Origin of the sequence: Clavibacter phaseoli, from assembly GCF_021922925.1 — a bacterium.
Classification (GTDB): Bacteria; Actinomycetota; Actinomycetes; order Actinomycetales; family Microbacteriaceae; genus Clavibacter; species Clavibacter phaseoli.
This window is the reverse complement of the sequence record NZ_CP040786.1, coordinates 2,711,366-2,737,835: the sequence shown is the minus strand read 5'-3', so window position 1 is coordinate 2,737,835 and position 26,470 is coordinate 2,711,366. Positions and strand designations below refer to the sequence as shown.

The following is a 26,470-nucleotide window of genomic DNA, read 5'->3' as shown; positions in this document are numbered from 1 at the left end:
GGACGGGCCCGCCCCTACGCTGGCCCGATGGACGGACCCCTCGACGGCGGCGACATGAACCGCGTCGAGCGCGAGGGGGACACCGTCACCCGCGACGCCGGCCCGTGGACGCCCACCGTGCACCGCTGGCTGCGGCACCTCGCGCTCGCCGGCGTCGAGGGGATCCCGCGGCCGCTCGGCATCGAGGGCGGCCGCGAGCGGCTGACGTACATGCACGGCGACGTGCCCGTGTACCCGCTCCCGCCCTGGGTCTGGGCCGACGACGTGCTCGCGCAGGCCGGTCGCCGCCTCCGCGAGCTGCACGACGCGAGCGTCGGCTTCGCGCTCGCCGACGCGGTCTGGCAGTCGGCGACCAAGGTGCCGAGCGAGGTGATCTGCCACAACGACTTCGCGCCGCACAACCTCGTCTTCGCCGACGGCCGGCTCACGGGCGTGATCGACATGGACATGGCCTCGCCCGGCCCGCGCATCTGGGACATCGCGTACCTCGCCACGCGCGCGGTGCCGCTCACCGGATCGACCCCGGAGGGAGCGCCCGGCATGGACGACGCCCGCCGCCGCGTCGCGCTGCTCCTCGACGCCTACGGATCCGACGCCACCTGGGCCGACGTCCTCCGCGTCGCGATCCTGCGCCTGCACGACCTCGCCGCGATCTCGCTCGCCAAGGCCGACGAGCTCGGCAAGCCGCGCCTCCGCGACGAGGCCGCGCACTACTCGGCCGACGCCGCGTCCCTCCGCGGGGTCCTCGACGCCGAGCGCGCGATCCGCCCCGCCACCTCACGGAGCACGTCCGCGTCCTCGTAGGCGAGCCCCATCCCGATCGCCTCGGCCACCGGGAACCACGCGACGCGCTGCCCCTCGGTGAGCCGGATGTCCTCCGCCGCCACGTCGAGCGGCGCGGTGAACGTGTGCTCGATCCCGTAGGAGCGCGTGCGCGTCATGAGGTGCGCGACCTCGGCCGGCGGGATCCGCGCGCCCAGCTCCTCCTCGACCTCCCGCACGATGCACGCGAGCGGCGTCTCGCCCGGCTCGAGCATCCCGCCGGGGATCGCCCACATGCCGGGGAAGGGGATGGTCGGGATGTCGTCCCGCAGCTGGAGCAGGATCCGCCCGGCCGCGTCGACGAGCACGACCTGGCAGCCCTCGCTCACGCGGATGCGCCCGCGTCCGGCCCGTCGATGGTGTGCGCCGTCATCGCGATCGCGGCGCGCGCGATGTCCTCGGCCGTCTCCTCGGTGCCGAGCGCGGGGGACGCCCGCAGCGCGACGGCCGCCGCCGTCCGGTAGTCGGCGGTGATGCGCGCGAGCGTGGCGCGTCCCGCATCCGTGAGCTCGACGAAGACGCTGCGACGGTCCTTCGGGTTGGGCACGCGGTCGAGGTGCCCGGCGCCGACCAGCCGGTCGATCACGGCGGTCACCGCGCCCGTGCCCATCGAGATCTCGGAGGCGAGCAGCTTGGGGGTCATGCGGCCGAGGTCGCCGACCACGCTGATCACCGTGAGGTCGGTCACGTTGACGCCGATGTCCTGCGCGATGCGCGTGCGCAGGTGGCGCTGCGCGGTCTCGACCATGTGCAGCGCGTTCGCGAGGGCCTCCACCGCGGTGTCGTCGCGGCGGGGAGCTGTTCTCTCCGGGGTCATCGTCGGGCGTCCCTGTGTCGGTGGGCCCGGGGATCCGGCGGGATCCGTGGGCGGTCCAGCGACTGTAACGCGCCGCCGGGGCCCCGATCCCCTCGGCGAACGCATGCCCCCCGCAGTGGGGGGATTGCGCGCAATCCGAGTAGCTGTATATTCGAGTTACTTGCAAAGCGAGTCACAGAGCTTCCTCCCCAGGGGGCTCACCCAGCCCCTTCCTCCCCGAGACACCCGGAGTCAGATCATGTCGAACCACATCGCCCCCGCCGCCAAGACCAAGCGCGTCCGCTTCGCGCCCCTCGCGATCGCCACCGGCGTCGCCGCCGCCGTCCTCCTCTCCGTCTCGATGTCCGGCACGCTGTCGGGCTTCGTGGCCTCCATCACCAACGACACGAACACGGCGGCCTCCGGCTCGCTCGTCATGCAGGAGTCGCAGGCCGGCGCCAACGGCGCCGCGACCGTCACCTGCCTCAGCACGAGCGCGACCGGCGGGGTCGACTCCAACGCCGCCACCTGCTCCACGATCAACAAGTTCGGCGGCTCGACCACGATGATCCCCGGCCAGACGGTCACCAGCGTCGTCAACATCAAGAACGTCGGCACCTCGAAGGCCTCGACCTTCACGCTGACCCCGGGCGCCACCTGCACCCAGAGCAAGAACGGCACCGTCAACGGCTCGGCCACGGACTTCTGCTCCAAGCTCAACGTCGTGATCACCGCCGCCGGCAGCACCACGCCCGTCTACTCCGGCACCGCCGCCGCCCTCGCCGGCTCCTCCGCCAAGACGCTGACGGCCCTCGCCGCCAACGCGAGCACCGACTTCACCTTCGCGGTCACGCTCGACTCCTCCGCCGGCAACACGTACCAGGGCCTCGGCGCCTCGCTGCCCCTCACCTGGACCTTCGCCAGCTAGTCCTCCCCCTCCAGTCCCCCGCTGGATCCCCCGCGGGGCCGCCGAGAGGCGGCCCCGCACCCCATCCCCTCGAAGCCCCTGACCCGGGAGGTGCGCCATGACCGACATCCAGGACCGCTCGACCGCCCCCAAGGCCGACGCCACGACGATCGCCACCACGGCCATCGACGCCCTCGAGCTCGACCTCGAGCTCGACCTCGAGCTGGAGCTCCTCCCCGAGCTGGAGGTCCTCCCGGATGACCGGCACCTCGACCCGGCCGCCCCGGTCCTCCCCGCGCTCCCCGCGCGGGGTGCGAGCCGCCGCGCCGCGCGCACCTCCCGCTCGATCCGCCGTCGCACCGTCGTCATGTGGGCCGCGACCGTCCTCCTCACCGCCCTCGTCGCGGCGACGCTCCTCTTCCAGGCGTCCGGCGGCCGCTGGTTCGTCGTGCAGACGCCGTCGATGGGCACCACGGCCCCCGTCGGCACGCTGCTGCTCACGACCCCCGTCCTCCTCGAGGACCTGCACGTCGGCGACGTCGTCAGCTTCCACCCCTCCACCACCCCGGACGAGACCTACACGCACCGCGTCATCGCGGTCGACGCGGATGGGATCACCACCCAGGGCGACATCAACGGCGCGGTCGACCCGTGGAAGACCGACCAGGCGCACCTCGTCGGCCAGGCCACCACGATCCTCCCCGGCTTCGGCTGGCTGGCGAAGGGCGTGCCGCTGATGCTCGCCGGCCTCGTCATCGTCATGATCCTGACCCGCCTCATCGGCTCGCCCACGCACCGCGCCTCCATGCGCATGCTCGGCGGCGCGCTCGTCGCCGCGTTCACGGTCTTCCTGCTCAAGCCCTTCGTCGGCCTCGTCGTCCTCGACGCCGTGACCCGCGGCAGCGACGTGGAGGCGACCGTCGTCTCGACCGGCATGCTCCCCATCCGCATCGCGGCCGAGGGCGGCACGCACGTCACGCTCGCCGCCGGCCAGGTCGGCACGATCACGGCCCCCGCGGGCGATGCCGGCCAGTTCCACGACATCTCCTCCACGCTGGACCTGCCGCTCTGGGGCTGGATCCTCTTCTACGGCTGCTGCGCCGTCCCCCTCCTCTACACGCTGGTCGTCGGCCTGCCCGCCGAGAAGGAGGAGCGCCGCGCATGAGCGTCGTCGCCCGCCTCCTCGGCCGCCGCGCCGGCGCCTCCGCCCCCGCCGCCGACGCGGCCGCGCGCCGCGCGCCCCGCCTCGCCGGGATCGCCGCCTCGGTCGCCGCGGCCGCCCTCGGCGCCGTGCTCCTCCTCGCGCCCGGCACGAACGGCGCGTACACGGCCGCGATCCAGAACACCAACAACACCGCCGCGTCGTCCGCCGCGTTCTTCACCTGCTCGAGCGCCTTCGCGGCCGACAAGGCCAACGCGCTCTTCGCGTACCCCCTCAACGAGGCGACGGGGTCCACGACCGCCGTCGACGCCGCCACAGGCTCCTACCCCGGCACGTACCGCGGCGGCATGACGAGCGACACGACGAGCAGCCGGGCCTGCGCGCGCGACGCCGGCGGCGCGTACGTCCTCGACGGCAGCGACTTCGTCACGAACGCGCTGCAGGCCCAGGGCCCGGCGACGTTCAGCACCGAGGTGTGGTTCAAGACGACCGTCAAGGGCGGCAAGCTCATCGGCTTCGGCAACTCGCAGTCCGGATCCTCGTCGGCCTACGACCGCCACACCTACATCTCGACGACGGGCCAGCTGGCCTTCGGCACCTACAACGGCGGGTACCAGACCATCACGAGCTCGGCCAACGTGGCCGACGGCGCCTGGCACCACGTCGTGGCGACGATGTCGCCCAGCACGGGCATGACCCTCTACCTCGACGGCGCGCGCGTGGCCGGCAACACGGCGTTCACGGCGCCGGAGAGCAACACGGGCTACTGGCGCATCGGCTACGACAACACGTCGGGGTGGCCGAACGCCGGATCCAACTACTTCGTCGGCAGCATGCGCTTCGCGGCCGTGTACAAGACGGCGCTCACCGCGACGCAGGTGACGAACCACTACAACGCCGGCCGCTGACGCGACGACGGGACGGCCGCGTGGCCGTCCCGTCGTCGCGTCCGTGCGCGCGCCCGGTCAGCTCGCGGGCACCACGTCCCAGTGCTCGCGGATGAGGCCGCCGTCGACCCGGAAGATGTCGGCCGCGAGGAACGGGTCGTCCGCCTTCGCGCCCACGGGCTGCGAGAAGGTCCAGACGAGGTCGTCGTCGGCGATCGAGATCACGGACTGCTGCGCCGGGAAGCGCGCGCCGCCGGAGAAGAACACCTTGAGCGCCGCCGTGCCGTTCGCGGCGACCGTGTTGTGCTGCAGGTACGCCGGGTCGAAGGAGCGGTCGAGCACGCTCGCGTCGTGATCCCGGAAGAGCGTGTCGTAGGCGCCCACGGCCAGCTGCCGGTTCGCCTCCTCCTGCTGCTCGGTCAGCTCGGGCGCGTCGGGCGCGCCCTGGTAGAGGTCGCTGAACATGGTGTTCGTGTTGCCGCTGGCGGGCGTCCCCTGGGGGATGTCCTGCTCGAACGACCAGCGGGCGGTGACCTTGCCGTCCGCGAGGCGGAAGAGGTCGACCGCGGCCTCGCCGGTGCGCTCGTCGTCCGGGTCCGCCGCGACCTGCCAGTGCACGGCCACGAGGTCGCCGTCGGCGGCGATGTGCTTGATCACGGCCTGCGCGCCGGGGACGCGCTGGTGGGCGGCGGCGAACTCGTCGAGGAGCCCGCTGGGTCCGGCCTTCGCGCCGACCCCGTCCGCGGTGGAGTCGGGGGCGACGACCGCCTGCACGGCGGCCTGCGCTCCGGCGGAGGCGGGATCCGGGAACGCGGCGGTGAACAGCGTCGAGATGGTGTCCGCGTTCCGGTCCTCGGCGTCGGAGTCGGTGCGGTCGGCCGTGGTGCCGCCGTCGCCCGACGCGGCGGGCGCGGTCGTGGCGACGGCGGTGGTCGCGTCGGGGGCGCCGTCGGAGGCGGGCGAGGCCTGGCCGGGGGTCGAGCATCCGGCGAGCACGACCACGCCGGCGAGGGTGGCGGTGCAGCGGGCGAGCAGGGAGACGGGGATTCGTTGAACGCTCATGCACGTACGATGCGACCCGCGGCTGGGAGCCTCCGATGTGCATGGATGCGGCGCTCACCGGGCCTTCCTGGTAGTGCTCGCGCGCGGGGCCCGACCCGATCGTCCACCCGATCGGCTGCCCGCCCGCCCGATCGCCCCTCCGTTCCGAAGGCCATGCACCGGGACCCGAGTCGCCCGGCAGGGGCCCCCTCGCTGCGCATGCGAGGGGGCTTCCCTGCGTCCGGGTCCGGGAGCCCGATCGGCCGCGTCCGCCGCGCGCACGACGAACGGCCCGGCGTCGTGGGCCGGGCCGTTCGCGGTGGTGCTGTGCCGGGGGTCGAGCCCCGGGTGGGTGCTACTTGGTGTTGACGGTGATCTTGGCGATGCCGACGACGAGCTCGTCGGTGACCGCGTCGGTGCCGAAGGTGCTGTTGAGCAGGGCGGCGGCGTCGGGGCTGACCTTGACGGTGGTGCCCTCGAGGACGGCGTTGTCGCCCTCCATCTGGAGGGGCTTCAGGGTCGTGCCGTCGAGGTTGAAGATGTAGACGTCGTTCATGACCGCGCCGTCGCCGACCTGGACGGAGCCGGTGAGGCGGCTGGTGCCGGGGTCGATGACGAAGTCGGTGAGCTTCACGACGGTGTCGCCGGCGGTGAGGCTGATGCCGGAGCCGGCGTGGTCGATCTCGCCCTGGACGTAGGGGCGGTAGGACTGCTCGGGGTCGAAGTACTTCACGTTGCCGCCGGTGATGGGGAACGCGAGGGTGCCGGTGGCGCCGTCGAGGGTCGCGCCGCCGATGACGCCGGGGGTCAGGCCGAGGGTCGTGAGGGCGCCGGTGAAGCCGGAGTCGAGGGTGACCTGCGTGTTGACGCCGGTGAGGGTGGGGATCGTCGCGAGCGGCGTCGGGTTGGCCTCGGTCGTGGCGGTCGCGGACGGGGCGGAGGACGCGGAGGACGAGGGGGTCTCGGCGGGGGTCGAGCAGGCCGCGAGGCCGACGACGAGGAAGCCCGCGGTGGCGAGGCCGAAGACGGACTTGGTGAGGTTGCGCATGATGGATCCTTCTGGTCAGGGCGGCCGACGTGGTCGCCGGTTGGAGTCGCAAGGTCCTTCGGCGCCCCTCGTCGGACCGATGGGTCCCGTGATGCTTTCGTGACCCTGGGGGTCCGATCCGGTGCCCATGGGTCCCGGGGAGGGTCAGCGCTGCGTGCCCGGGCGCTGGTTCCCGTCGACCCGCAGGGTCACGGATCCGGTCGCGCCCTGGGCGGTCGCGGGCGCCGACGCGGCCAGGCGCACCGTGATGCGCAGGTGGTCGCGTCCGCCGACCGCGCGGGCGGGGGAGTCCGGCAGCGCGACGCGGCCCGCGGCGGGGCGGTCGGCCACGACGGAGGTCGTCGTGCCCGCGCAGACCGCGGTGCCGGGCGCGCCGGTCCACGCCACCGGGCAGCGGTCGAACGCCACCTGGAGGCCGTCGGACGTGCTCGCCACGGCCGTGCCGCCGAGCGTGACGACGAGCTCCGACACCGCGACGGTGCCGGTGTTCGCGAGGTCCACGAGCCGCACCTGGGCCTCGCCCGGCCGCAGCCCGGTGATCGGCACGGCGAGCTGATCCGCTCCGCCCCCGCCCCAGTCGAGCTCCACGGCGCCGGCGCGCACGGTGACCCGCGACGTGGCGCGGTCGGTGAGGACGGCGTAGGCGGTGCCGGCGCCCGCCAGCGCCAGGATCACGGCGATGGCGGGCACGAGCAGGGGCCGGGCACGGCGGCCCCGCCGAGGGGCGGCGCGGCGGCCGTGCGGCGCGGCGGCGGGGGCGACGGGGGCGGCGCGATGTCGGGGCATCAGGTCGGCCCCTCGGTCGGTCGCGGCGGGCGACGCCAGATGACCGTCAGCAGCCAGATGGTGCCGGCCGCGCCGACGACCGCGAACGCGATCGCGCGGGTGATGGGGTCGCCGAGCCAGACGAACGGCCAGCCGAGGAGCGGGACGACCGACGTGCGCTCCCACACGGCGTCGTCGCCGATGGTGACGATCCACGGATCGCCCGAGGGGTTGTTGTCGCCCTTCGTCTGGATCGCGAGGCGGTCGGCCGACCAGCCGTCGAGGTTCGCGGCGTCCTCCGCGCCGAAGACGTGCGTGACGCGGTGGATCACCCGCACGCGCGGGCCCATGGGCGCCGTGAAGACGACGACGTCGCCGGTCGTCACCTCCGCGCGGGGCGTGGGGGCGGTGATCGCGAGGGAGCCGACCGGCATGCCGGGCGCCATCGAGTTCGAGAGGACGGGGACGAAGCGGGTGAGGCCGAGCGCGGAGAGCGCGACGACGGCGATCACGGCCAGCGCGACGGCGGCCGTGAGGAGCCCGCCGAGGAGGCCGAGCGCGCGGCGGGCGTGGCTCCGGCGGGGCTGCGCTCCGGCCGGGCCGGCATCGGCGGTGCGCGCGGCGCGGACGCGGGTCACGACGCGGCCTCGGCGGTGCGGCGTCGACGGCGTCCGGCGAGCAGCAGGATCCCGCCTCCGAGGAGCGCGAGGAGGGCGCCGGCGAGGGCCGACGCGATGTCGCGGCCGGTCACGGGGAGCAGGTCGCGCGGGGCGTCGGCGGCGGGGGCGGATCCGGCGGGCGAGGCGCCCGTGCCGCTCCCCGTGCCCGTGCCGCTCCCCGTGCCCGTGCCGCCGCCGGTGGACGGATCCGCGCCGGCGCCCGCGTCGTCGACGAGGGCGAAGCCGATGCGGACCATTCCGGCGGTGGACTCCATCCCGTTGTCGGCGCCGGCCGGGAACCGCACGCGCACGGCGACGCCCACGGTCTGGCCCGCGTCGAGCGGGGTGCGCGTGACGACGCGGTCGAGGGTCGCGGCGGGTCCGGATCCGAGGCGCTCGACGGGTCCGCGGCACCGCAGGGGCGCCGTGAGGGTCGCGAAGCCGTCCTCGCAGAGTCGGACGCTCAGCTGGATGCCGCCCTCGGGATCGCCGGTGAGGGCCATCGAGCGCACGGCGTCGAGGCGGATGGAGAGCGGCGACGCCCCTCCGGAGACGTTGGTGACGTCGGCGGCCCAGTCGACGGTGTCGCCGGGGGCCAGGTCGTCGAGCGGGATGTCGGGGCCGGTGAGCTCGCGGACCTCGAGGTCGGCCGGGTCCACGGCCGCGGCGGCCGGGCCGGCCGGGCCCGCGGCGACCAGCGCCAGGCACAGCGCGGCGGCGGCGATGCTGCCGGTGCGGCGGTGTGCGCGCATGGTCGGGTCCTCCGGGGGCGGGACGGATGTGGGGTGGTGCGGTCGTGCGGTGATGCGGGGCGGCGCGCGGACGCGACGCCGGACGACCGGGCCCCGGCGCGTGCCGGGACCCGGTCGGAGGCGATCAGCGCTGCAGGCCGCCGCGCTGGATGGCCGACGCCGTGAACGTCAGCGACGCGGCCGCGTTCTCGTAGTCGTTGTCCGCGGTGGTGGGCAGCTGCAGGACCATCAGGGTGTTGAGCGTCACGTCGGCGGTGTCGCTCGGGAAGGTGCCGTCGGCCGACGGCGCCACGCCGAAGTTCGCGGGCGTGAACGTCGTCCCCGCGCCCGTGAGCGACGCGAGGGTGCCGGTTCCCGTGGTGGTCGTGGTGCCGCCGCATGTGTACGGGCCCGCGGGGTCCGCGGCCGAGGGCGTCCACGCCGTGGAGCAGGTCTGCAGGGTGTAGCGCAGCCCGTCCGTCCCCGTCACGAGCGACTCGCCCGGCCCGTCGAGCGCCGCGTCGTCGGTCCCGAGCGTCTGGCCGCTCACCGCGTACGCGAAGGTGACCGCCGTGACCAGGTTCCCGTCGTTGGTCGCGTTCGGCAGCGAGAGCACGATCGGCCGCTGGACGGTGTCGCCCGGCGCGATGTCGGCGACCGTGTAGTCGCCGGTGGCCAGCTCGATGTCGAGCTGACCCGCGTCGGCCTGGAGGGTCGCCGTGTCGGAGTCGGTGAAGATGGCGAACGCGCCGCCGGTGATGATCGTGCCCACGGCGACGACCGCGCCAGTGGCGACGATCTTCTTCCAGGGGCGACGACGCTGGGGTGCTGTGGTGGTGCTCATGGTGCTTCCTCTCGATGGGTCTCGCGGTGCGCGGTGTGCGCGGGTGCTGCTGGTGTTCCTGCTGGTGCGGTGATGGGCGTGCCGGTCGGGGCGGGTCGCCGCATCCGGGGGCGGATGCGGCCTGGGGGGTCGGAGGGCGGGCATCAGCAGCCCGCCGCGGAGACGGCCGCCGGCTGGGCGACCGCGGTGGAGGGCGCGCTCGGGATGCCGACCCAGCGCTGCAGGTCGGGCCGGACGCGCCACTGGTAGGAGCGGGACTCGCCGAGCCGGTCGTCCGAGAACGCGGTGACGGTCCCGGCGACGCGGGCGACGGTGATCCACGCGCCGGGCGTCGTGCCCGCCAGGCGCCGCTCGACGAGCTGGTCGGTGGCGTCGGGGACGGCGGTCCAGGCGAGCGCCGTGACCGGGCGGCCGGCGACGCAGCTCGCGGTCGCGGCGGTGACGGTCGTCGTGCTCGTCCAGGTGCCGGTGGACGCGCCGAGGGTCGCGTCGTCCCGATGCGTGAAGCCGCGCGGCACGAGCGGCGCGGGGTCGAGGTAGACGGTGATGGTGGAGGACGCGGCCATCCCGGTGCCGGGCGCCGCCGGGCGGTCGGTGATGGCGTACGCGACGACGGTGGATCCGGGCGACCCGACGGCCGGCGGCCGGTACGTGCAGAGGGCGGCCGTGCAGCTGAACGACCCGGGCAGCGCGGCGGGCGGGGTGGCGCCCGTGATCGCGAGCGCGTCGCCGTCCACGTCGGTGTCGTTCGCGCGCGGGTCGATCGTCACGTCCGGCCCGCCGACCGTCGCGACCAGCCGGTCGGGCCGCGCCACGGCGGTGCGGTTGACGGGCGTGACCGTGATCGTGACCCGGACGTTCCACGTGCCCGCGGCGCCCTGCAGCGCGTAGTCGAAGACGTCGACGCCCGTGAAGCCGGCGGCCGAGCGGTACGTGCAGCGCCCGCGGTCCGTGCCGCTCGCGACGCACGTGGCGCTGCCGGCGGTAGGCGAGGCGGGGACGGGACCCGCGGCGCCGCCCACGAGCGTCGGCGTCGCGGAGAGCTGGGCGCGGCTGAGCGTCGCGCCCGTCGCGGCGGGGCCGTCGTTGGCGAGCACGTCGACCACCACGGGCACGCCCTGCGGCGTCGTCGCGGCGTCGGGCAGCGGGTCGGGCACGGCCAGCACGGTCGCCGTCGCGGTGCGGCTGACCGTCCCGGTCGGCCCGGTCGCGGTGGCGGTCGCGGTGTTGACGATGGATCCAGCCGTCACGTCCGCGGTCGTGGCCGTGTACGTGGCGGTCGCGGTCACGACCTGGCCCGGCGCGAGCGTGCCCGCGGTGCCCGGCCACGTGTACGTCAGGGCGGAGACGCCGGTGCGCGGATCCGCGATGGAGACGCCCGTGAGCGTGGTCGACCCGGTGTTCTGCAGCCGGAACGCGTAGGTCACGACGCCGCCCGCCGCCGGCACGTTGCCGGGCGTCGCGGTCTTCGTGAAGGCCATGGTCGCCGTGCGGTCGAGGGTCACCGTGCGGGTCGCGGTGGCCTGCGCCTGCACGCCGCCGGAGCTCGCGCCGCGCACGGTCGCGGTGTTCGCGATCTGCCCCGCGTCGACGTCGGCCTGCCGCACCGTGTAGCTCGCGGTGGCGGTCGCGGTCGCGCCCGCCGCGAGGGTGCCCGCGGTGCCCGGCCACGTGTAGGTCACAGCCGACAGCCCGGGCAGCGGATCCGTGAGCGCGACCCCGGTCAGCGGCACCGTGCCGGTGTTCTTGACGGAGAAGGAGTACGCGACGGTCGCGCCCGGCACCGACCCGCCCGTGAGCGTCGCGCCCTTGGTGAGCGTGAGCGCCGCGGATCCGCTGACCGGCGTGCTCGTCGACGAGGTCGCGGTCGGGGCGGCCACGCCGGCGAGGGTCTGGCCGGAGACGGTGGCGGTGTTCACGATCGGCGTCGCGGCGTCCACGTCGGCCTGGGTCACGGTGTACGCCGCGGACGTGAAGGTCTGCGCGGCGCCGGGCGCGAGAGTGACGGAGGTCGGGCTGATGCCGGTGACGCGCGGATCCGCGACCGCCACCTGCCGCAGCGACACGTTCCCGGCGTTGCTCGCCACGAAGGAGTACGCGATCCGCTCCCCGACGTCTGCGCGGCCGTTGCCGTTGGAGTCCGTGAGCGTGCCGGTCTTGGTGAGCGCGAGCGCGGGGGCGGGCGTCACGATCGGCACCGTGACGGAGCTCGTGCTCGTCACGGTCTGCAGCAGCGTGTTGACGCCCGTGGCCGTCGCGGTGTTCGTGAGCGTGCCGACCACGGCCTCCGCGGGCGTGACGACGTGGGTCCCGCTGCAGGTGATCGACCTGCTGCCGAGGAACAGGCCCAACCCGAGCAGGCCGCCCGGGCACGAGATCGACGGCACCAGCGGGTCGCTCACAGCCAGGTTCGAGAGCGTGAGCCCGCCGGTCTTGGTGACCACGAACTGGTACGGGATCGTCTGGCCCTCGGCGTACGCGGCCGGCTGGGCGGTCGTCCGGTCGACCTGCTTCACCAGGGTGAGGGTGCCGAGGTCGTCGACGCTCGAGACGCTCACCTCGCGGATCAGGTGCGTGTCGGTGAAGCCGCCCGTGGAGGCGAGGTAGCCGAGCTTGTAGGAGGAGGGGGCGGGGGTCGTCATCGTGTACTGCACCACCCGCGTGAGCGAGGCGGTGGACGCCCCTGCCGTCGCACCCACGTAGACGGTGACGACGGGGAGCCGCGCGGACGAGACCGTGATGCGGATCGTGCGGCCGAGGTCGGTGGTCGGCGTGCTCAGGGTGGTCGTCGCGCGGAGGCTCGACGCCGGCGATGCACCGGTCAGGTAGCAGTAGCCCGTCGTGCCCTGGCCGGGTCCGCGCAGCGCGATCGTGTTGGGACGCTGGCCGACCCCGGCGTTGACGCAGCCGGTGCCGCGACCCTCCGTGGCGCTCGAGAAGTTGCCGAACGCGTCGAGGCCGACGCCGAGGTAGCCGCCCGCGACGCCCGGCAAGCTGGTCTGGGCGTACCCGAGGGATCCGCCGTCCGGGCCCGCCGCCGTCAGCGGCACGGATCCGTCGGTGAGGAAGAAGCCGATGCCGTCCGCGCCGCCGGACGACGTGCCGTACTGGTACTGGTCGAACTTGATGTCGAGCCCGCCGGTCGCCGGGATCGCGTTGTCGTACACGACGCCGCCGACCGCGCTGCCGCGGTTGTCGGTGAGCTGGAGGGCGCCCGGGTTCGCGCTCGCCGGGAGCGACTGGTTCCGGCTCGAGCACACGCCGAGGGTCGAGCTCCCGCTCGCCGGGGCGGAGGTGGCGCGGGTCAGGCACGCGCTGCCGAGCGGCTTCCACGCGGCGTCCGCCACGCTGGTCCCGGTGAACGACTCGGCGATCAGCTGCGACGCCGCGCCCGCGGTCTGGGCGGGCAGGGTCACGAGGAGCGCGGCCCCGACGGCGGCGGCGACGAGCGCGGCCAGGCGGCGGATCCCGGGGCGGGAGCGCGCGCCGGATGCGTCGGGACGCGGCTCGGCGGCATGGCGCGCACGCGTACCCACCACCACGACCACCCCCTGGAGATCACGTCCTCCGAGAGGGCGACACGAGGCCCCCCGGCCTCGCGTCGGCAACGCTAAATCGGCCGGTCTGCGCAGGAAAAGGGGCTCAGTAGCGATCTAGGTGAACCAGTAGCCCCCGTCTCGCCCCTCCGGCCCCCCGGCCGGGGCACATCGCGCCCGCGGAGGCCGATCGCCGGGCGGGGATCCTGTGAGTTGAGCCGACGTCGCTCAACTTCCGCGACCGCGACTTGACGCTCGCCGAGCCGTGAGTAGAGTTGAGTCATCGCGGCTCAAGTAGCACGCCGCTGACGAAGCGGCACCGCGAGACAGACTCCGCGGGACTCCCGCGTCACCCACGAAGCGACCCCGTGATCCGGGGCCCGCGGCAATAGAAGGAGAACACCCCATGGCTCGTGCAGTAGGAATCGACCTGGGTACCACCAACTCGGTGGTCTCGGTCCTGGAGGGCGGAGAGCCCACCGTCATCGCCAACGCCGAGGGCGCGCGCACCACGCCGTCCGTCGTCGCGTTCACTAAGGACGGCGAGGTGCTGGTCGGCGAGACCGCCAAGCGCCAGAACGTCACCAACGTCGACCGCACCATCTCGTCCGTCAAGCGCCACATGGGCACCGACTGGACCGTCGGCATCGACGACAAGAAGTACACGTCGCAGGAGCTGTCCGCCCGCATCCTCGGCAAGCTCAAGCGCGACGCCGAGCAGTACCTGGGCGATTCCGTGACCGACGCGGTCATCACCGTCCCCGCGTACTTCAACGACGCCGAGCGCCAGGCCACGAAGGAGGCCGGCGAGATCGCGGGCCTCAACGTGCTCCGCATCATCAACGAGCCCACCGCGGCGGCCCTCGCCTACGGCCTCGACCGGGGCAAGGAGGACGAGCTCATCCTCGTCTTCGACCTCGGCGGCGGCACGTTCGACGTCTCCCTCCTCGAGGTGGGCAAGGACGACGACTTCAGCACCATCCAGGTCCGCTCCACCGCGGGCGACAACCGCCTCGGCGGCGACGACTGGGACCAGCGCATCGTCGACCACCTCGTCAAGCGCTTCAAGGAGTCCACGGGCGTCGACGTCTCGAACGACAAGATCGCCAAGCAGCGCCTCAAGGAGGCCGCGGAGCAGGCGAAGAAGGAGCTCAGCTCCTCCACCAGCACGAGCATCCAGCTGCCCTACCTCTCCCTCACGGAGAACGGCCCGGCCAACCTCGACGAGACGCTCACCCGCGCCAAGTTCGAGGAGCTGACGAACGACCTGCTCGAGCGCACCCGCAAGCCCTTCGAGGACGTCATCCGCGAGGCCGGCGTCTCGGTCGGCGACGTGGCCCACGTGGTCCTCGTCGGCGGATCCACCCGCATGCCCGCCGTCGTCGACCTCGTGAAGAAGCTCACGGGCGGCAAGGAGCCCAACAAGGGCGTCAACCCGGACGAGGTCGTCGCCGTCGGCGCCGCGCTCCAGGCCGGCGTGCTGAAGGGCGAGCGCAAGGACGTCCTGCTCATCGACGTCACCCCCCTGAGCCTCGGCATCGAGACCAAGGGCGGCATCATGACCAAGCTCATCGAGCGCAACACGGCCATCCCGACCAAGCGCAGCGAGACCTTCACCACGGCCGACGACAACCAGCCGTCCGTCGCGATCCAGGTCTTCCAGGGCGAGCGCGAGTTCACCCGCGACAACAAGAACCTGGGCACCTTCGAGCTCACCGGCATCGCGCCGGCGCCCCGCGGGATCCCGCAGGTCGAGGTCACCTTCGACATCGACGCCAACGGCATCGTGCACGTGTCCGCCAAGGACAAGGGCACCGGCAAGGAGCAGTCGATGACCATCACGGGCGGATCCTCGCTCGGCAAGGAGGACATCGAGCGCATGGTGCGCGAGGCCGAGGAGCACGCGGCGGAGGACAAGACGCGCCGCGAGCAGGCCGAGGTCCGCAACAACGCGGAGCAGCTCGCCTACTCGATCGACAAGCTCATCAAGGAGAACGACGACAAGCTCCCCGAGGACGTCAAGTCCGAGGTCCAGGGCGACGTCGACGGCCTGAAGAGCGCCCTCGCGGGCGACGACGAGGCCGCGGTGAAGACCGCGTTCGACAAGCTCTCCGCGAGCCAGACCAAGCTCGGCGAGGCCATCTACGCGCAGGGCCAGCAGGAGCAGGCCGCGGGTGAGACCCCCGAGGGCGCATCCGAGGCGAAGAAGGACGACGAGGACATCGTCGACGCCGAGGTCGTGGACGAGGACGACGAGGACAAGAAGACGGACCGATGACCGAGGACACCGCGAACGGCGAGGGCCGCGGGCCCGAGGACGAGGGAGCCGAGCAGTCGGCCCCCGCGTCCCCGGCCGGGCCCGACGCGCAGGCGGCGGGCGCCGCTGACGCGGCGTCCGTCCCGGGCCAGGACGGCGCGTTCGTCGAGGCCGAGGGCCCCGACGTCGAGACGACCGATCCCATGGACGAGGAGCTCCAGGATCTCATCGAGCAGACCCGGGCGGAGCCCGTCGAGGGCGACTCCGAGCACCTCGCGGACCTGAAGCGCGTCACCGCGGAGTACGCCAACTACCGCAAGCGCACCGAGGCCAACCGCGAGATCGAGCGCCAGCGCGCGGTCGGCGACGTGGTCAAGGGCATCCTCCCGGTGCTCGACGACCTCGACCGGGCCGAGAAGCACGGCGACCTCGCGGAGGGCGGACCGCTCACCGCGATCGTCGCCAAGCTGCGGACGAACGTCGAGCGCATCGGGCTGGTCAAGGTCGGCGCCGTCGGCGACGCCTTCGACCCGCAGGTGCACGAGGCGATCTTCCAGAAGCCGAACCCCGAGGTCCAGGTGGACACCGTCGCGGACGTCGTCGAGAGTGGCTACTACATCGGCGAGACGCTGCTTCGGGCCGCGAAGGTCGTCGTCGACAAGCCGGAGTAGCGCCATCAACCGCAGCATCGATCCGGCTGCACCCACCCCGGTCCGGGCGTCCGCACGCGCGGGCGCCCGGACCGGGTCGTGCGGCCCCCACCACGAGACGAAGAAGAAGGGAGGCGTCTGATGGCCAGCCAGGACTGGTTCGACAAGGACTTCTACAAGGTCCTCGGAGTGTCCAAGGACGTCTCGGAGGCCGACCTGAAGAAGGCCTACCGCAAGCTCGCCCGGCAGTACCACCCGGACAGCAACCCGGATCCGTCGGCCGAGGCGCGCTTCAAGGAGATCAGCGAGGCGCACGCCGTGCTCGCCGACAAGGAGCAGCGCAAGGAGTACGACCAGATCCGCGCGATGGGATCCGGCGCGCGCTTCAGCGCGCCCGGCGCCGGCGCGCCGGGCGGCGGCTTCGAGGACGTGTTCGGCGGCATGTTCGGCCAGCAGGCCGGTGGCCGCGGCCGGCGGGCGGCCGGGTTCGGATCCGGCCAGCCGCAGTACAGCCAGGGCGGCTTCGAGGACATCCTCGGCGGCATGTTCGGCAACGGCGGCTTCGGCCAGTCGTCCGGCGGCTATCGGGGCTACGGCGCGCCCACCAAGGGCCGCGACGTCACGGCGTCCACCACGATCGACTTCCTCACCGCGGTGCAGGGCGACGTCGTGCGCCTGCAGGACTCGGACGGCCGCCCCCTCACGGTGCGCGTGCCGGCCGGCGTCTCCGACGGGCAGAAGATCCGGCTCGCCGGCAAGGGCGAGCCGTCGGGCGACGGCGGCGCGTCGGGCGACATCATCCTCACGGTGCACGTGCGACCGCACCCCGTGTTCGAGCGCGACGGGCTGAACCTCCGGGTCAACGTGCCCGTCACGTTCCCCGAGGCCGCGCTCGGCGCGACCATCGAGGTGCCCACGCTCGGCGGCGACCCGGTGCGGCTGAAGGTCGCGCCCGGCACGTCCAGCGGCAAGGTGCTGCGCGTCAAGGGCCGCGGCGTCACGACCCCGAAGGGCACGGGCGACCTGCTCGCGCGCATCGAGGTCGCGGTGCCGTCCCGCCTCAGCGACGCCCAGCGCGTGGCGCTCGACGCGTTCGCCAGCTCGGGACCCGACGAGGACCCGCGCCGCGAGCTCATCGAGCGGGCCAGGAGCTGACGTGGATCCGCGCGACACGATGGACGAGGACGCCCCCGTCTTCGTGATCTCCGTGGCGGCCGAGCTGTCGGGCATGCACCCGCAGACGCTCCGGCAGTACGACCGCCTCGGGCTCGTGTCGCCCACCCGCACGGCCGGGCGCTCCCGCCGCTACTCGATGCGCGACGTCGTGCAGCTGCGTGAGGTCGCCCGGCTGGGCGCCGAGGGCGTGAGCCTGGAGGGCATCGCGAGGATCCTCGAGCTCGAGAACCAGGTGGCCGAGCTCCGCGGACGCGTCCGCCAGCTGGAGTCGGCGCTCGCCGACGAGCTGCTGTCGCGCCCCGGCCGCCGCGTCTTCGCGGCCCGCGGCGACGGCGACGTGGTGTCGCTGCGCGCGGGCGTGCGGCCCTCGCGGCCCACCGAGGTCGTGCTGTACCGGGCGGCGCTCTCCATGCCGGACCCCGACCGCGACGGCTCCGGGCGCGACGCGCGGTGAGCGACGCCACCGCCACAGCATCCGTCGCCGACGACCTGCTCGACCTCGGCGCGCTCCGCCGCCGGCCCGACGTCGAGGCCGAGAACCTCTTCGCCGTGGACGCGGCCGACCGGCTGCTCCTCGACGAGCTGGTCGCGCTGCTCGACGCCGCGGCAGCCGACGGGCGTCCCGTCCGTCCCGAGGAGCTCGTCGTCGTCGGCGACCAGTACGGCGCCCTCGCGCTCGGGGCCGTGGCGGCGCTGCGTCGCGTCGGGGCGGCGGATCCCGTGCGCATCCGCGTGCACCAGGACGCACTCGCCTCCGAGACCGCGCTCGACCTCAACGCGGAGCTGATCGGCGAGACCGCGGAGATCGCCCACCACGGGCTCGACGACGCGCTGGCCGACGGCGCCCGCGTCGTGGTCGCGCGCCTGCCCCGCAGCCTCGACGCGCTCGACGAGTGGGCCGGCGTCGTCGCGCGCGCGGCCGCCGACGACGTGACCGTGCTCGCCGGCGGCCGCGTGAAGCACATGACGCCCGCGATGACCGAGGTGCTCGCCCGCCGCTTCGGCGACGTGCGGGCGACGCTCGCGCGGCAGAAGTCGCGGATCCTCGTGGCGCGCCGACCCCTGCGCGACGGCGATCTGGACGGCTCCGGCGAGCTCTACCCGCGTGCCGCCTCCCACCCCGACCTGGGCCTCGAGGTGCGCGCGCACGGCGCCGCCTTCGCGGGCGCCCGCGTCGACATCGGCACGCGCTTCCTCCTCTCCTTCCTCGCCGACCTGCCCGCCGACGCCCGCGTCGCGGTCGACCTCGGCTGCGGCACCGGCGTCATCGCGGCGGCCGTCGCGCTCGCCCGGCCGGACCTGCGCGTCGTCGCGACCGACCAGTCGTGGGCGGCCGTCGACTCGGCGCGCGCGACCGTCGCCGCCAACGGGGTCGCCGAGCGGGTGACCGTGGTGCGCGACGACGCGGGATCCACCGTCCCCGACGGATCCGCCGACCTCGTGCTCCTGAACCCGCCCTTCCACACGGGCGCGACCGTGCACGCGGGCCTCGCGCCGCGCCTGTTCGCCGCCGCGGCCCGCATGCTGCGCCCCGGCGGCGAGCTGTGGACCGTCTACAACAGCCCCCTCGGCTACCGGCCGCAGCTGACGCGCATCGTCGGCCCCACCCGCGAGGCGGGCCGGAACGCGAAGTTCACGGTCACGGTCTCGACGAAGCCGGGGCCGGATCCGGATCCGCGGGCCTAGCCGGCGGCCGGCGCTTGCCCGCCAGCGCGCGCTGCGCCGGCACCTCGACGAGGCGGTGCAGCGCTGCCGCGACGAGCGTCGCGATCACGAGCGATGCGAGCGCGAGCACCACGCCCGCGGCCGTCGACCGCGGCAGCGCGTCCGGCCACAGCGCGACGACCGACTGCATCACGAGGACGTGCACGAGGTAGAAGGCGAACGAGATCTCGCCGAGGAAGACCCAGCGCCTCGAGGCGAGGAACGTGGGGCGGCCCTCGATGTCGCGGCGGGCGAGCGCGGCCAGCAGGAGTGCGAACCCCAGCGCCGTGAACCCGGTGAGGGCGAAGCGCGAGTCCTGGTTCGCGGTGGAGACGACGTACCCGGCGACGGCCAGGGCGGCCGGCAGCGCGAGGCGCGGTCCGCGCCAGGCACCCCGGCGCATCAGCATCGCCACGAGGACCCCGAGGACGAACTCCGGGAGGCGGGCGGGCGGCCAGACGTCGGTGCGCAACCCGCCGGGGAACAGCGGCAGCAGGTACGGCATGGCCAGGAGGATCGCGAGGGCGATGGCGGACAGGGCCCACAGCACGGCCGCGGACGCCCGTCGCAGCGGGAGGATCAGCAGCGGGAAGACGAGGTAGAAGAAGGCCTCGTTGACGAGCGACCAGGAGACCGGGTTGCCGGCCTGCCACCAGGGCGAGTGCCACGTGCTCACGAGCAGCGCGTTCGCGACCACGGCCTTCCCGCTCCCGGTGCGGATCTGCGGCAGGAGGGTGGCCGCGAGCAGCAGGGCCACCAGGAGCGTCACGGCGTGCAGCGGGTAGACCCGCGCGAAGCGGCGCCGCCAGAACGCCAGGGCGCTGCCGCCCGGTCGGTCGGCCCACGCGAGCACGAAGCCCGAGAGCATGAAGAAGAGGGACACGCCCACGCCTCCCGCCGCCACCAGCGACGAGTACTGGATCTGCCGATCGCCCTCGAGGAACCCGAGCCGCGACACGTGGTACGCGAACACGACGAACGCGGCGATCCAGCGGAGGCCCGTCAGGGACGGGAGGTTCCGCACCCGCAGCGCGGGGTCGGCGACGCCGGCGGCGAGGGGGTTCGTGGCGACGATGATGGGGTTCCCTCCAGGGGCTGCGGTGGATCCCGGTCCCGATCGCGCCGGGACGGCGGGGATGGCTCTAGCCGTCGAGGTCCCGTGCCGTCCGGATGCGCGGCGCCCGGACCGGTGGGCGGGCGTCCGGCGCCCGCGCGCATCTGGACAACCTACCTGCTCGCCTGTCGCGCGCGCGTCAGGACCCGTCGCGGCCGGGCGCCTCGTCCCGTGCGGCGGCGCCGTCGAGGGAGGCGCCGGGAGGGGGCCGCCCGGCGGGGTCCGGCGATGAGGCGGGCCGGAACGCGAAGTCCACGGTCGCCGTCTCGACGGAGCCGGATGCCCGGGCCTAGCCTCGGGTCCATCGCGACGACCCGCGCCGCGCCCGCTCGCCGAGGAGCAGCCATGCCCACCTTCCGCACCCGCGTCATGCAGGCCCGCGTCAACGCGACCGGCCTCCCCGTGCCTGCGGAGGCCCTCGACGAGCTGGGCGCCGGGAAGCGCCCCGCCGTCGTCGTGACCGTCGCGGGCTACACGTACCGCACGAGCGTCGGCACGATGGGCGGCGAGCACCTGATCCCGCTCAGCGCCGCGCACCGCGCCGCGTCGGGCGTCGCCGCCGACGACGAGGTGGAGGTCACCATCGAGCTCGACGCCGCGCCGCGCGAGGCCGTGGTCCCGGAGGAGGTCGCGGCCGCGCTCGCCGCGGAGCCGGCCCTCGCGGAGGCGTTCCACGCGTTGTCGTCGAGCCGGCAGCGCGCCCTCGTGGATCCGATCGCCGAGGCCAAGACCGACGAGACCCGCGCGCGCCGGGTCGAGAAGGCGCTCGCGGCGCTGCGCGGCTGAGTCCGACGGCCGACGGGTCGCGCGCGTCAAGCCGTCGGCGGATCCAGCACCAGCAGGTCGCCGATCTCGCACTCGAGCGCACGGCAGACCGCGACGAGCGTCGAGTAGCGGATCGCCCGGGCGCGGTCGTTCTTCAGCACCGAGAGGTTGACCTGGCTCACGCCCACGATCGCGCTCAGCCGCGTCAGCGTCATGCCGCGCGCGGCGAGCAGCTCGTCGAGGCGGCAGTGGACGCCGGTGGGGGCGTCGTCGTCGGCGCCCATCAGACGAGGCCGCGGGTGTCGCGCTGCAGGGTCTCGCCGTGCTCCACCACGAGGCCCACGATCATCAGGGCGAAGCCGAGCGCGATGGTCGACGCGTCGACCTCCGCGACCACCGGCCAGAAGCCCTCGAGCCCCGCGGCCGGGTCGTTGAGCGCGTCGCCGACCATCCAGGCCACGCCGGTGCGCGCGGCGAGCGAGAGTAGCGCCGCGATCATGACGGTGCCGCCCGCGAGCGTCACCACGAGGCTGAGACGGCGGGCGAGCGGATCCGGTCGGAGCAGCCGGCGGGCGAGGATCGCGACCGTGCCCGCGAGCGCGATGCCCACGGAGGCGTCGAGCGCGATGCGGACGACGTGCAGCGCGACGATCCCGCCGGGCAGAGCGCCCACCGCGACCTCGGCCGTGCGGTAGGCGCCCGATCGGAGGTCGGCGGGGCCGGCGTCGGCCTCGGCCGGCAGGGATCCGCGCATCTCGAGCGACGTGTGCACGACCCCCGTCCGCACGGTCTCCACCGCGCTCGCGACGGCGGCCGCGGCCACCAGGATCAGCACGAGCACGGCGATCGCGAGGGCCGCCCACAGGACGCCGCGGGTGAGGCGCGCGGACGATCCGGTGCCGGCGAGAGGCGAGCGTCCCATGTCATGTCCCATCGATCATCGTTACAACGAATGTCGATATGGTCGCACGCGCGCGGCCCCGTGTCGAGGCCCGCGGGGATCACGCCGGGTGCGTGCGGAACCACTCCAGCAGCCAGCGGGCGCGGGACGGCGCGTCGGGGCGCTCGGCGGCGGACGCCGGCTTGTCGAGGAAGTCGTCGTAGCCGTGCAGCTCGCGCACGGTCGCGTCGTCGACCGTGCGGAAGCCCATCGACCAGGCGGGGAACTGCCGGGCGGGGATCTGCTCGTCGAGCAGCAGGCGCACCTCGCCGTGGCGCGGATCCGCCGCGATGGTGGCGAAGACGTCCTGCACCGCGTCGTCCGGGCCCTCGAGCACCTGCATGAAGCGGCCGTCGCGATGGAGGAGCAGCCCGGTGAGGCCCGTCCTGTCGTTGTTCCGCGCGCACTGCCGCAGCAGCTCCGCGAGGTCGTCGTCGGTCAGGTGCCGCGTGGCGGTGCTCGTGTAGACGGTCGTGCGCATGGATCCCCCTCAGGCCGTCCTCCCATCCTGGCGCGTCGCGGCGGTCGTCGGGAGACGGGACGCGCGCGGACGGCGGGAGCCGGACATCGACGACCGTCCGGCATCCCGTCCGTCGCGGGGGTGAGCGCACAAGAGCCCGACGCGTCCGCGGGTACGGCGCGCGCCGGGCTCCTGCTGCTGCCGCGTCCGTTCGGGTCGGGTCGCGGAGGGATCTGATGAGCTGCCCCGCGGGCGGGGGGACGCGGCGGGGAGCTCCTCGGGTATCCATTCGCACGGCGGCATCGGGGGGAACCCGCTGTGCTGAGATGACTCTACGACGCCGGTCCTCATTTAGGGGGACATGTCGCGCACGAATTGCGGGTGATCCGAGGGTGAGGCGAGGGTGAGAAGCGCGGGCCGCCGTGGATCCGGGGTCAGCGGGCGGTGCCGCCGAGGGTCCAGGTGCGCACGTGCTCCCAGGTGAGCGTCGTCCACCAGCGGCCGGACCAGTCCGGGCTGGCCGTGCGGTACATGACGACCGTGTCGCCGACGAAGCCGGTGGGCACGGGCTCGTCGAGCTCGCGGATGAAGGCGCCCACCTCGTCGTGCAGGTCGGGGCGCACGTAGAGGTCGTGCGAGGCGAGCGAGAGGTGGGCGCGGAAGCGCTCGGGGTCGAACTCGTGCAGCTCGGGCGACGACATGGGCCGGCGGAAGGGCGCGACGACGCGGTCGATGTCGGCCGCGAGCGCGAGGAGGTCGGCGTTCCGCGACCCGTCGGGGGTCCCGTCGACGTCGTAGACGAAGCCGACGCCCTGCTCGCGGACGCCGGCGTTGTGCACGGGGAAGGCGGGGCGGCCGGCCAGCAGCTCCGTCACGGCGTCGATGACGAGGTCCTCGTCGCGGCCGAGCGGCTGGCTGCCGACCAGGGTCGCGTGGGGCGGGAACGCGCCGGCGGAGACGAGCCCGTACTGCGCCCGGAGCTGGTCGGTGACCACGGTGACGGCGCGGCAGGTGCGGGGGTCCGGGCGCAGGAAGATCCCGTAGCGGAACGGGTCGCTGTCGTCGCGGGGGAGCGCGGAGGGGTGCGCGCGGCCGTCGACCCGGGCGGCCGACGCGGGCGCGGTGTCGGGGGCGGCGAGCGCGTAGGCGGTGGGGTCGTCGTGGTCCATGCGGGATCCTCCAGGGCGTCGATCGGGCGCAGGGAACGTTCCCTACGATGCGACGACCACGGTGGCACACCACGGGTGGGTGGGAGCGGCCGCGGGGTGAACGGCGGGTGGACGGGTGGTGCGTGCGGGATCGACGCCCGTCCGGCGGCCGCGTGGCGGCCGTCAGGCGCGGAGGGGCACGGCCGTGCGGCCCGGGATCAGCTCGCCGTCGACCGCGGTGTGGCGGGTGCCCGTGACGGTGCCGTCGATGCGGGAGACCACGGCGTCGACGGCGAGGGCGCCGATCACGGGGATCGGCTGGCGCCAGGTGGTGAAGCCGAGGAGCTCGCTCGTGAAGGGCGGCAGTCCGTCGTAGCCGGTGATGGAGACGTCCGCCGGGGCGGTGATGCCGCGGCGGCCTAGGCCGTCGAGGATCGCGAGGGCCCAGATGTCGCTCGGGGCCATGATCGCGGTCACGCCGCCCGCGTCGACGATCGCCTGCGCGATGCCGTCGGCGCCGTCGATGTGCCCGTCCGCGTGCTCCTCGCCGCGCACGTGCACCACGTCGAGGTCGAGGTCGCGGAGGCGGTCGAGCATCGCGAAGGTGCGGGCGGAGATCGTGAGGGAGAGGACGGGCGCGAGCGTGACGACGGCGACGCGGCGGTGGCCGAGCGACGCCACGTGATCGGCGAGGCCGCGGCCGCCCGTCGTCTCGTCGCAGTAGACGCTGCTGAGCGACGCGTCGACCTCGGGGCGGCCGGCGACGACCGTGGGGATCCGCCGCGCGGACGGCAGGATGTCGGCGACCGGGAGCGCGCCGCTGCACACGACGAGCCCCTCGACCTGCAGCGAGACGAGCGTCTCGAGGGCCTTGCGCTCCTCCTCGACGTCGAACGCGCCGAAGCCCGTGGCGGTCACGACCCGGTAGCCGCGCTCGGAGGCCCGCTGCTGGAGCGCCGTGAGCAGGTGCCCGTAGAAGGGCGTGGACGCGTCGCGCACGAGCACGCCGAGCGTGTGGGTGCGGTGCGCGGACATCCCGCGGGCGTGGGCGTTGGCGACGTAGCCGATGGCGGCGGCGGCGTCGCGGACCGCCCGCTCCGTGGCGGCGGCGACGCCCGGCGCGCCGGAGAGGGCGCGCGAGACGACGGACTTGGAGACGCCCGCGCGCGCGGCGACGTCGTGGATGGTGGGGGCGGCGCCGGGGCGGCTCATGCGGGGATCCGCGCGGGGGAGGACCCGGGGGCGGCTGCGGAGCGCGGGTCGGGCGCGGGGCGGCGGGCGGCGGAGGGCACGTGTCCACGCTAGCGATGCGGGGGCGCCGTGCGGGGGAGGGTCAGGGGCGCGCGGCCGGCGGGTCCTCGTCGGGCGGGAGCCGGCGCGGGAGCGGGAGGCCGGACGCGCTGGATCCGAGGCGGCGGAGCACCGCGCGCCCGGCCAGGCGGAGGAGGACGGGCGGCCGCGCCGCGGTGGTCCCGCCGGAGTCCGCGGCGGCCGTCGCACGTCGGGTCGCGCGGAGCGGGTCGTCGTCGGCCGGATCCCCGGGCCAGACGTCGTGGAGGGCGCGCAGCCGCTCCTGCAGGAGGTCGTCGTCGCGGTCGGGGCTGCTCAGCACGCGCGGCCTCCCCGAGGGGCGCGGCGCGGACGGCCGCGGCGTGACGGGCCGACGCCGGGCGGCGTGCGCGGGTGCGGGGCGTGCGGCATGGGACCTCGGGCTGCGGCTCGGACGGGAGGGGCACGAGGCTACGGGCCGCGCGGATAGGCCGTCGCGGCCCCTGCACATGCCGCGGCGCGGACCGGGATCCGCAGCACGGCTCGGCCGACCCGGTCCGGACGTCGGCGCGGCCTACGCTCGGCCCATGACCTCGATCCGCCGACCCGCGCGGACGGCTGACGCCATGACGGGTGGGGATGCGGTGCCCGGCGGCGTCTGGCGGGTGCGGGAGCTGCGGCTCGATCGGATCCACCGCGAGGTCGCCGTGCGGATCGCCGGCGGTCGCGTCGCGCTGGCCGACCCGGCCGAGGACGCGCTCGGGCGGCTCGACCTGTCGGTGAGCGGCGGCGTCGTGGATCGGCACGTGCACCTGGGGCTCGTGGACCACGCGGCGCTCGCCGGCTCGCCCGTCACGGCCGTGGTCGATCTCGGGTGGGATCCGGCGGAGATCGCGCGCATCGCCGCCCGGCCGCCTACCGGGGTGGACGTCCGCTACGCGGGTCCGTTCCACACCGCCCCGGGCGGCTACCCCTCGGACCGGCCGTGGGCGCCGGCCGCCGCGGTGCGCGAGGTGGCGCGGGCGGAGGACGCGGCGGCGGCCGTCACCGCGGCGCGGGCGGGTGGATCCGTCGCGGTGAAGATCGTGCTGCACGACGGCGGTCCGCTCCTCGCCGACGACGTCCTGGCCGCGCTGGTCGACGCCGCGCACGACGCCGGGCTGCCCGCGGCCGTGCACGCGGAGGGCGCGGGGCAGGCGGCGCGCGCGATCCGGGCGGGCGCCGACGCGCTCGTGCACGTGCCGTGGACCGAGCGGCTCGACGACGCCACGCTGCGGGCATCCGCGGCGCAGGGCGCGCTCTGGATCTCGACCCTGGCGATCCACGAGGGCGCCGACCTCGCGACGGCCCTCGACAACGCGCGCCGCTACGTCGCGCTCGGCGGCCGGGTCGCCCACGGCACCGACCTCGGCAACGGCGACCTCCCGGTCGGCCTGAACGCGCGCGAGGTCGAGCTGCTGGGCGAGGTCGGGCTGCGGGGCGCTGCGCTCCTCGACGCCGTGCTGGGCAGCGCGCCGGGCGGCATCGCGCACGCGCTGGCGAGCGCGGATCCGCTGCCGTCGTCCCCGGACGCCACGGCGGGGGAGCTCGTCGCCTGGCTGCGTGGGGCGCACCGGCTCGGGCCCGCCGATCTCCGCTGAGCGACGGACCTCCGCGGAGCGGGTCGGTGCCCAGGACGCGCGTCTAGGGTGGAGCATCCCCTGGACCCCGGGCCGCATGGATCCACCACCCGTGCGCACGACGGAGAGCGCGCTCTCCGCGACCCTCCCGCCCCTCCGCGCGGGCCGCC

At 74.6% G+C, this 26,470-nt stretch carries 27 protein-coding genes; 11 read left to right on the top strand and 16 right to left on the bottom strand.

What is annotated here, in order from left to right:
• Window positions 1-27: 27 nt before the first annotated feature.
• A complete protein-coding gene (locus tag FGI33_RS12905; RefSeq protein WP_119434227.1) occupies window positions 28-804 on the top strand; it encodes a phosphotransferase in 777 nt (258 codons plus the stop codon).
• Here FGI33_RS12905 and FGI33_RS12900 read toward each other — a convergent pair.
• Window positions 711-1,151 (bottom strand): NUDIX hydrolase, encoded by a 441-nt coding sequence (locus FGI33_RS12900; RefSeq protein ID WP_119434228.1) that lies wholly within the window; start codon window positions 1,149-1,151, stop codon window positions 711-713. The genes FGI33_RS12905 and FGI33_RS12900 overlap by 94 nt on opposite strands.
• Window positions 1,148-1,639, bottom strand: coding sequence for a MarR family winged helix-turn-helix transcriptional regulator (locus tag FGI33_RS12895; protein WP_119434229.1), 492 nt, complete (start codon window positions 1,637-1,639; stop codon window positions 1,148-1,150). Before FGI33_RS12895 ends, FGI33_RS12900 begins: the two co-directional genes overlap by 4 nt.
• 238 nt (window positions 1,640-1,877) lie before the next feature.
• On the opposite strand from FGI33_RS12895, the gene FGI33_RS12890 reads away from it, so the two are divergent.
• The 3 genes from FGI33_RS12890 to FGI33_RS12880 all read left to right on the top strand — a co-directional run bounded on the left by FGI33_RS12890 (window position 1,878) and on the right by FGI33_RS12880 (window position 4,595).
• A complete protein-coding gene (locus FGI33_RS12890) occupies window positions 1,878-2,546 on the top strand; it encodes a hypothetical protein (protein ID WP_119434230.1) in 669 nt (222 codons plus the stop codon).
• A gap of 97 nt (window positions 2,547-2,643) precedes the next feature.
• Window positions 2,644-3,690, top strand: coding sequence for a S26 family signal peptidase (locus tag FGI33_RS12885; RefSeq protein ID WP_119434231.1), 1,047 nt, complete (start codon window positions 2,644-2,646; stop codon window positions 3,688-3,690).
• Window positions 3,687-4,595, top strand: coding sequence for a LamG domain-containing protein (locus FGI33_RS12880; protein WP_237581990.1), 909 nt, complete (start codon window positions 3,687-3,689; stop codon window positions 4,593-4,595). The genes FGI33_RS12885 and FGI33_RS12880 overlap by 4 nt, the downstream gene beginning before the upstream one ends.
• Before the next feature lie 57 nt (window positions 4,596-4,652).
• On the opposite strand, the gene FGI33_RS12875 is transcribed toward FGI33_RS12880, so the two are convergent.
• The 7 genes from FGI33_RS12875 to FGI33_RS12845 all read right to left on the bottom strand — a co-directional run bounded on the left by FGI33_RS12875 (window position 4,653) and on the right by FGI33_RS12845 (window position 13,204).
• The gene (locus tag FGI33_RS12875; protein WP_119434232.1) at window positions 4,653-5,636 is read right to left on the bottom strand and encodes a nuclear transport factor 2 family protein; all 984 of its coding nucleotides are present in this window, start codon (window positions 5,634-5,636) and stop codon (window positions 4,653-4,655) included.
• A gap of 334 nt (window positions 5,637-5,970) precedes the next feature.
• Window positions 5,971-6,663, bottom strand: coding sequence for a hypothetical protein (locus FGI33_RS12870; RefSeq protein WP_237581989.1), 693 nt, complete (start codon window positions 6,661-6,663; stop codon window positions 5,971-5,973).
• 144 nt (window positions 6,664-6,807) lie between these two features.
• Window positions 6,808-7,449 (bottom strand): TasA family protein, encoded by a 642-nt coding sequence (locus tag FGI33_RS12865; RefSeq protein WP_237581988.1) that lies wholly within the window; start codon window positions 7,447-7,449, stop codon window positions 6,808-6,810.
• Window positions 7,449-8,066: a signal peptidase I gene (locus FGI33_RS12860; RefSeq protein ID WP_237581987.1), complete on the bottom strand. Its 618-nt coding sequence runs from the start codon at window positions 8,064-8,066 to the stop codon at window positions 7,449-7,451. The genes FGI33_RS12865 and FGI33_RS12860 overlap by 1 nt, the downstream gene beginning before the upstream one ends.
• Window positions 8,063-8,839: a sortase gene (locus FGI33_RS12855; RefSeq protein ID WP_237581986.1), complete on the bottom strand. Its 777-nt coding sequence runs from the start codon at window positions 8,837-8,839 to the stop codon at window positions 8,063-8,065. Before FGI33_RS12855 ends, FGI33_RS12860 begins: the two co-directional genes overlap by 4 nt.
• A 124-nt stretch (window positions 8,840-8,963) precedes the next feature.
• On the bottom strand, window positions 8,964-9,662 hold the full coding sequence (locus FGI33_RS12850; RefSeq protein WP_119435571.1) for a TasA family protein: 699 nt from the start codon (window positions 9,660-9,662) through the stop codon (window positions 8,964-8,966).
• A gap of 143 nt (window positions 9,663-9,805) precedes the next feature.
• Window positions 9,806-13,204, bottom strand: coding sequence for a DUF7507 domain-containing protein (locus FGI33_RS12845; RefSeq protein ID WP_237581985.1), 3,399 nt, complete (start codon window positions 13,202-13,204; stop codon window positions 9,806-9,808).
• A gap of 400 nt (window positions 13,205-13,604) precedes the next feature.
• Between FGI33_RS12845 and dnaK the strand changes: the two genes are divergently transcribed.
• The 5 genes from dnaK (at window position 13,605) to FGI33_RS12820 (ending at window position 18,967) form a co-directional block, all read left to right on the top strand.
• On the top strand, window positions 13,605-15,476 hold the full coding sequence (gene dnaK, locus FGI33_RS12840) for a molecular chaperone DnaK (RefSeq protein ID WP_119401795.1): 1,872 nt from the start codon (window positions 13,605-13,607) through the stop codon (window positions 15,474-15,476).
• Window positions 15,473-16,126, top strand: coding sequence for a nucleotide exchange factor GrpE (locus FGI33_RS12835; RefSeq protein WP_119435166.1), 654 nt, complete (start codon window positions 15,473-15,475; stop codon window positions 16,124-16,126). The genes dnaK and FGI33_RS12835 overlap by 4 nt, the downstream gene beginning before the upstream one ends.
• 120 nt (window positions 16,127-16,246) lie before the next feature.
• Window positions 16,247-17,260, top strand: coding sequence for a DnaJ C-terminal domain-containing protein (locus FGI33_RS12830; protein ID WP_119435165.1), 1,014 nt, complete (start codon window positions 16,247-16,249; stop codon window positions 17,258-17,260).
• A gap of 19 nt (window positions 17,261-17,279) precedes the next feature.
• Window positions 17,280-17,735: a heat shock protein transcriptional repressor HspR gene (locus FGI33_RS12825; RefSeq protein WP_182623338.1), complete on the top strand. Its 456-nt coding sequence runs from the start codon at window positions 17,280-17,282 to the stop codon at window positions 17,733-17,735.
• Complete coding sequence (locus FGI33_RS12820; RefSeq protein WP_237581984.1) at window positions 17,732-18,967, top strand: class I SAM-dependent methyltransferase; 1,236 nt, start codon at window positions 17,732-17,734, stop codon at window positions 18,965-18,967. The genes FGI33_RS12825 and FGI33_RS12820 overlap by 4 nt, the downstream gene beginning before the upstream one ends.
• Here FGI33_RS12820 and FGI33_RS12815 read toward each other — a convergent pair.
• A complete protein-coding gene (locus FGI33_RS12815; RefSeq protein WP_182623301.1) occupies window positions 18,921-20,009 on the bottom strand; it encodes an acyltransferase family protein in 1,089 nt (362 codons plus the stop codon). The two genes, FGI33_RS12820 and FGI33_RS12815, sit on opposite strands and share 47 nt — an antisense overlap.
• Window positions 20,010-20,444: 435 nt before the next feature.
• On the opposite strand from FGI33_RS12815, the gene FGI33_RS12810 reads away from it, so the two are divergent.
• The gene (locus tag FGI33_RS12810) at window positions 20,445-20,885 is read left to right on the top strand and encodes a DUF1905 domain-containing protein (protein ID WP_119434650.1); all 441 of its coding nucleotides are present in this window, start codon (window positions 20,445-20,447) and stop codon (window positions 20,883-20,885) included.
• Window positions 20,886-20,911: 26 nt separating this feature from the next.
• Here FGI33_RS12810 and FGI33_RS12805 read toward each other — a convergent pair whose 3' ends face one another.
• From FGI33_RS12805 to FGI33_RS12780, 6 genes are all read right to left on the bottom strand, one after another.
• Window positions 20,912-21,148, bottom strand: coding sequence for a helix-turn-helix domain-containing protein (locus tag FGI33_RS12805; RefSeq protein ID WP_119456960.1), 237 nt, complete (start codon window positions 21,146-21,148; stop codon window positions 20,912-20,914).
• Window positions 21,148-21,786 (bottom strand): hypothetical protein, encoded by a 639-nt coding sequence (locus FGI33_RS12800; RefSeq protein ID WP_119434651.1) that lies wholly within the window; start codon window positions 21,784-21,786, stop codon window positions 21,148-21,150. The genes FGI33_RS12805 and FGI33_RS12800 overlap by 1 nt, the downstream gene beginning before the upstream one ends.
• 79 nt (window positions 21,787-21,865) lie before the next feature.
• The gene (locus tag FGI33_RS12795; RefSeq protein ID WP_119434652.1) at window positions 21,866-22,285 is read right to left on the bottom strand and encodes a BLUF domain-containing protein; all 420 of its coding nucleotides are present in this window, start codon (window positions 22,283-22,285) and stop codon (window positions 21,866-21,868) included.
• A gap of 413 nt (window positions 22,286-22,698) precedes the next feature.
• On the bottom strand, window positions 22,699-23,433 hold the full coding sequence (locus FGI33_RS12790; protein ID WP_119434653.1) for a 2'-5' RNA ligase family protein: 735 nt from the start codon (window positions 23,431-23,433) through the stop codon (window positions 22,699-22,701).
• Between the two features lie 162 nt (window positions 23,434-23,595).
• Window positions 23,596-24,624, bottom strand: a complete 1,029-nt coding sequence (locus tag FGI33_RS12785; protein ID WP_237581983.1) for a LacI family DNA-binding transcriptional regulator — start codon at window positions 24,622-24,624, stop codon at window positions 23,596-23,598.
• A 121-nt stretch (window positions 24,625-24,745) separates the two neighbouring features.
• Window positions 24,746-25,024, bottom strand: coding sequence for a hypothetical protein (locus tag FGI33_RS12780; protein ID WP_237581982.1), 279 nt, complete (start codon window positions 25,022-25,024; stop codon window positions 24,746-24,748).
• Between the two features lie 244 nt (window positions 25,025-25,268).
• Here FGI33_RS12780 and FGI33_RS12775 point away from each other — a divergent pair, with 244 nt between their 5' ends.
• Complete coding sequence (locus tag FGI33_RS12775; protein ID WP_237581981.1) at window positions 25,269-26,321, top strand: amidohydrolase family protein; 1,053 nt, start codon at window positions 25,269-25,271, stop codon at window positions 26,319-26,321.
• Window positions 26,322-26,470: the final 149 nt, after the last annotated feature.

Bases quoted from the DNA above. Each gene is read 5' to 3' on its own strand.
- FGI33_RS12905 (WP_119434227.1), top strand. From the start codon at position 28: ATGGACGGACCCCTCGACGGCGGCGACATGAACCGCGTCGAGCGCGAG.
- FGI33_RS12895 (WP_119434229.1), bottom strand. From the start codon at position 1,639: ATGACCCCGGAGAGAACAGCTCCCCGCCGCGACGACACCGCGGTGGAG.
- FGI33_RS12890 (WP_119434230.1), top strand. From the start codon at position 1,878: ATGTCGAACCACATCGCCCCCGCCGCCAAGACCAAGCGCGTCCGCTTC.
- FGI33_RS12885 (WP_119434231.1), top strand. From the start codon at position 2,644: ATGACCGACATCCAGGACCGCTCGACCGCCCCCAAGGCCGACGCCACG.
- FGI33_RS12880 (WP_237581990.1), top strand. From the start codon at position 3,687: ATGAGCGTCGTCGCCCGCCTCCTCGGCCGCCGCGCCGGCGCCTCCGCC.
- FGI33_RS12875 (WP_119434232.1), bottom strand. From the start codon at position 5,636: ATGAGCGTTCAACGAATCCCCGTCTCCCTGCTCGCCCGCTGCACCGCC.
- FGI33_RS12870 (WP_237581989.1), bottom strand. From the start codon at position 6,663: ATGCGCAACCTCACCAAGTCCGTCTTCGGCCTCGCCACCGCGGGCTTC.
- FGI33_RS12865 (WP_237581988.1), bottom strand. From the start codon at position 7,449: ATGCCCCGACATCGCGCCGCCCCCGTCGCCCCCGCCGCCGCGCCGCAC.
- FGI33_RS12855 (WP_237581986.1), bottom strand. From the start codon at position 8,839: ATGCGCGCACACCGCCGCACCGGCAGCATCGCCGCCGCCGCGCTGTGC.
- FGI33_RS12850 (WP_119435571.1), bottom strand. From the start codon at position 9,662: ATGAGCACCACCACAGCACCCCAGCGTCGTCGCCCCTGGAAGAAGATC.
- dnaK (WP_119401795.1), top strand. From the start codon at position 13,605: ATGGCTCGTGCAGTAGGAATCGACCTGGGTACCACCAACTCGGTGGTC.
- FGI33_RS12835 (WP_119435166.1), top strand. From the start codon at position 15,473: ATGACCGAGGACACCGCGAACGGCGAGGGCCGCGGGCCCGAGGACGAG.
- FGI33_RS12830 (WP_119435165.1), top strand. From the start codon at position 16,247: ATGGCCAGCCAGGACTGGTTCGACAAGGACTTCTACAAGGTCCTCGGA.
- FGI33_RS12825 (WP_182623338.1), top strand. From the start codon at position 17,280: ATGGACGAGGACGCCCCCGTCTTCGTGATCTCCGTGGCGGCCGAGCTG.
- FGI33_RS12810 (WP_119434650.1), top strand. From the start codon at position 20,445: ATGCCCACCTTCCGCACCCGCGTCATGCAGGCCCGCGTCAACGCGACC.
- FGI33_RS12805 (WP_119456960.1), bottom strand. From the start codon at position 21,148: ATGGGCGCCGACGACGACGCCCCCACCGGCGTCCACTGCCGCCTCGAC.
- FGI33_RS12800 (WP_119434651.1), bottom strand. From the start codon at position 21,786: ATGGGACGCTCGCCTCTCGCCGGCACCGGATCGTCCGCGCGCCTCACC.
- FGI33_RS12795 (WP_119434652.1), bottom strand. From the start codon at position 22,285: ATGCGCACGACCGTCTACACGAGCACCGCCACGCGGCACCTGACCGAC.
- FGI33_RS12790 (WP_119434653.1), bottom strand. From the start codon at position 23,433: ATGGACCACGACGACCCCACCGCCTACGCGCTCGCCGCCCCCGACACC.
- FGI33_RS12785 (WP_237581983.1), bottom strand. From the start codon at position 24,624: ATGAGCCGCCCCGGCGCCGCCCCCACCATCCACGACGTCGCCGCGCGC.
- FGI33_RS12775 (WP_237581981.1), top strand. From the start codon at position 25,269: ATGACCTCGATCCGCCGACCCGCGCGGACGGCTGACGCCATGACGGGT.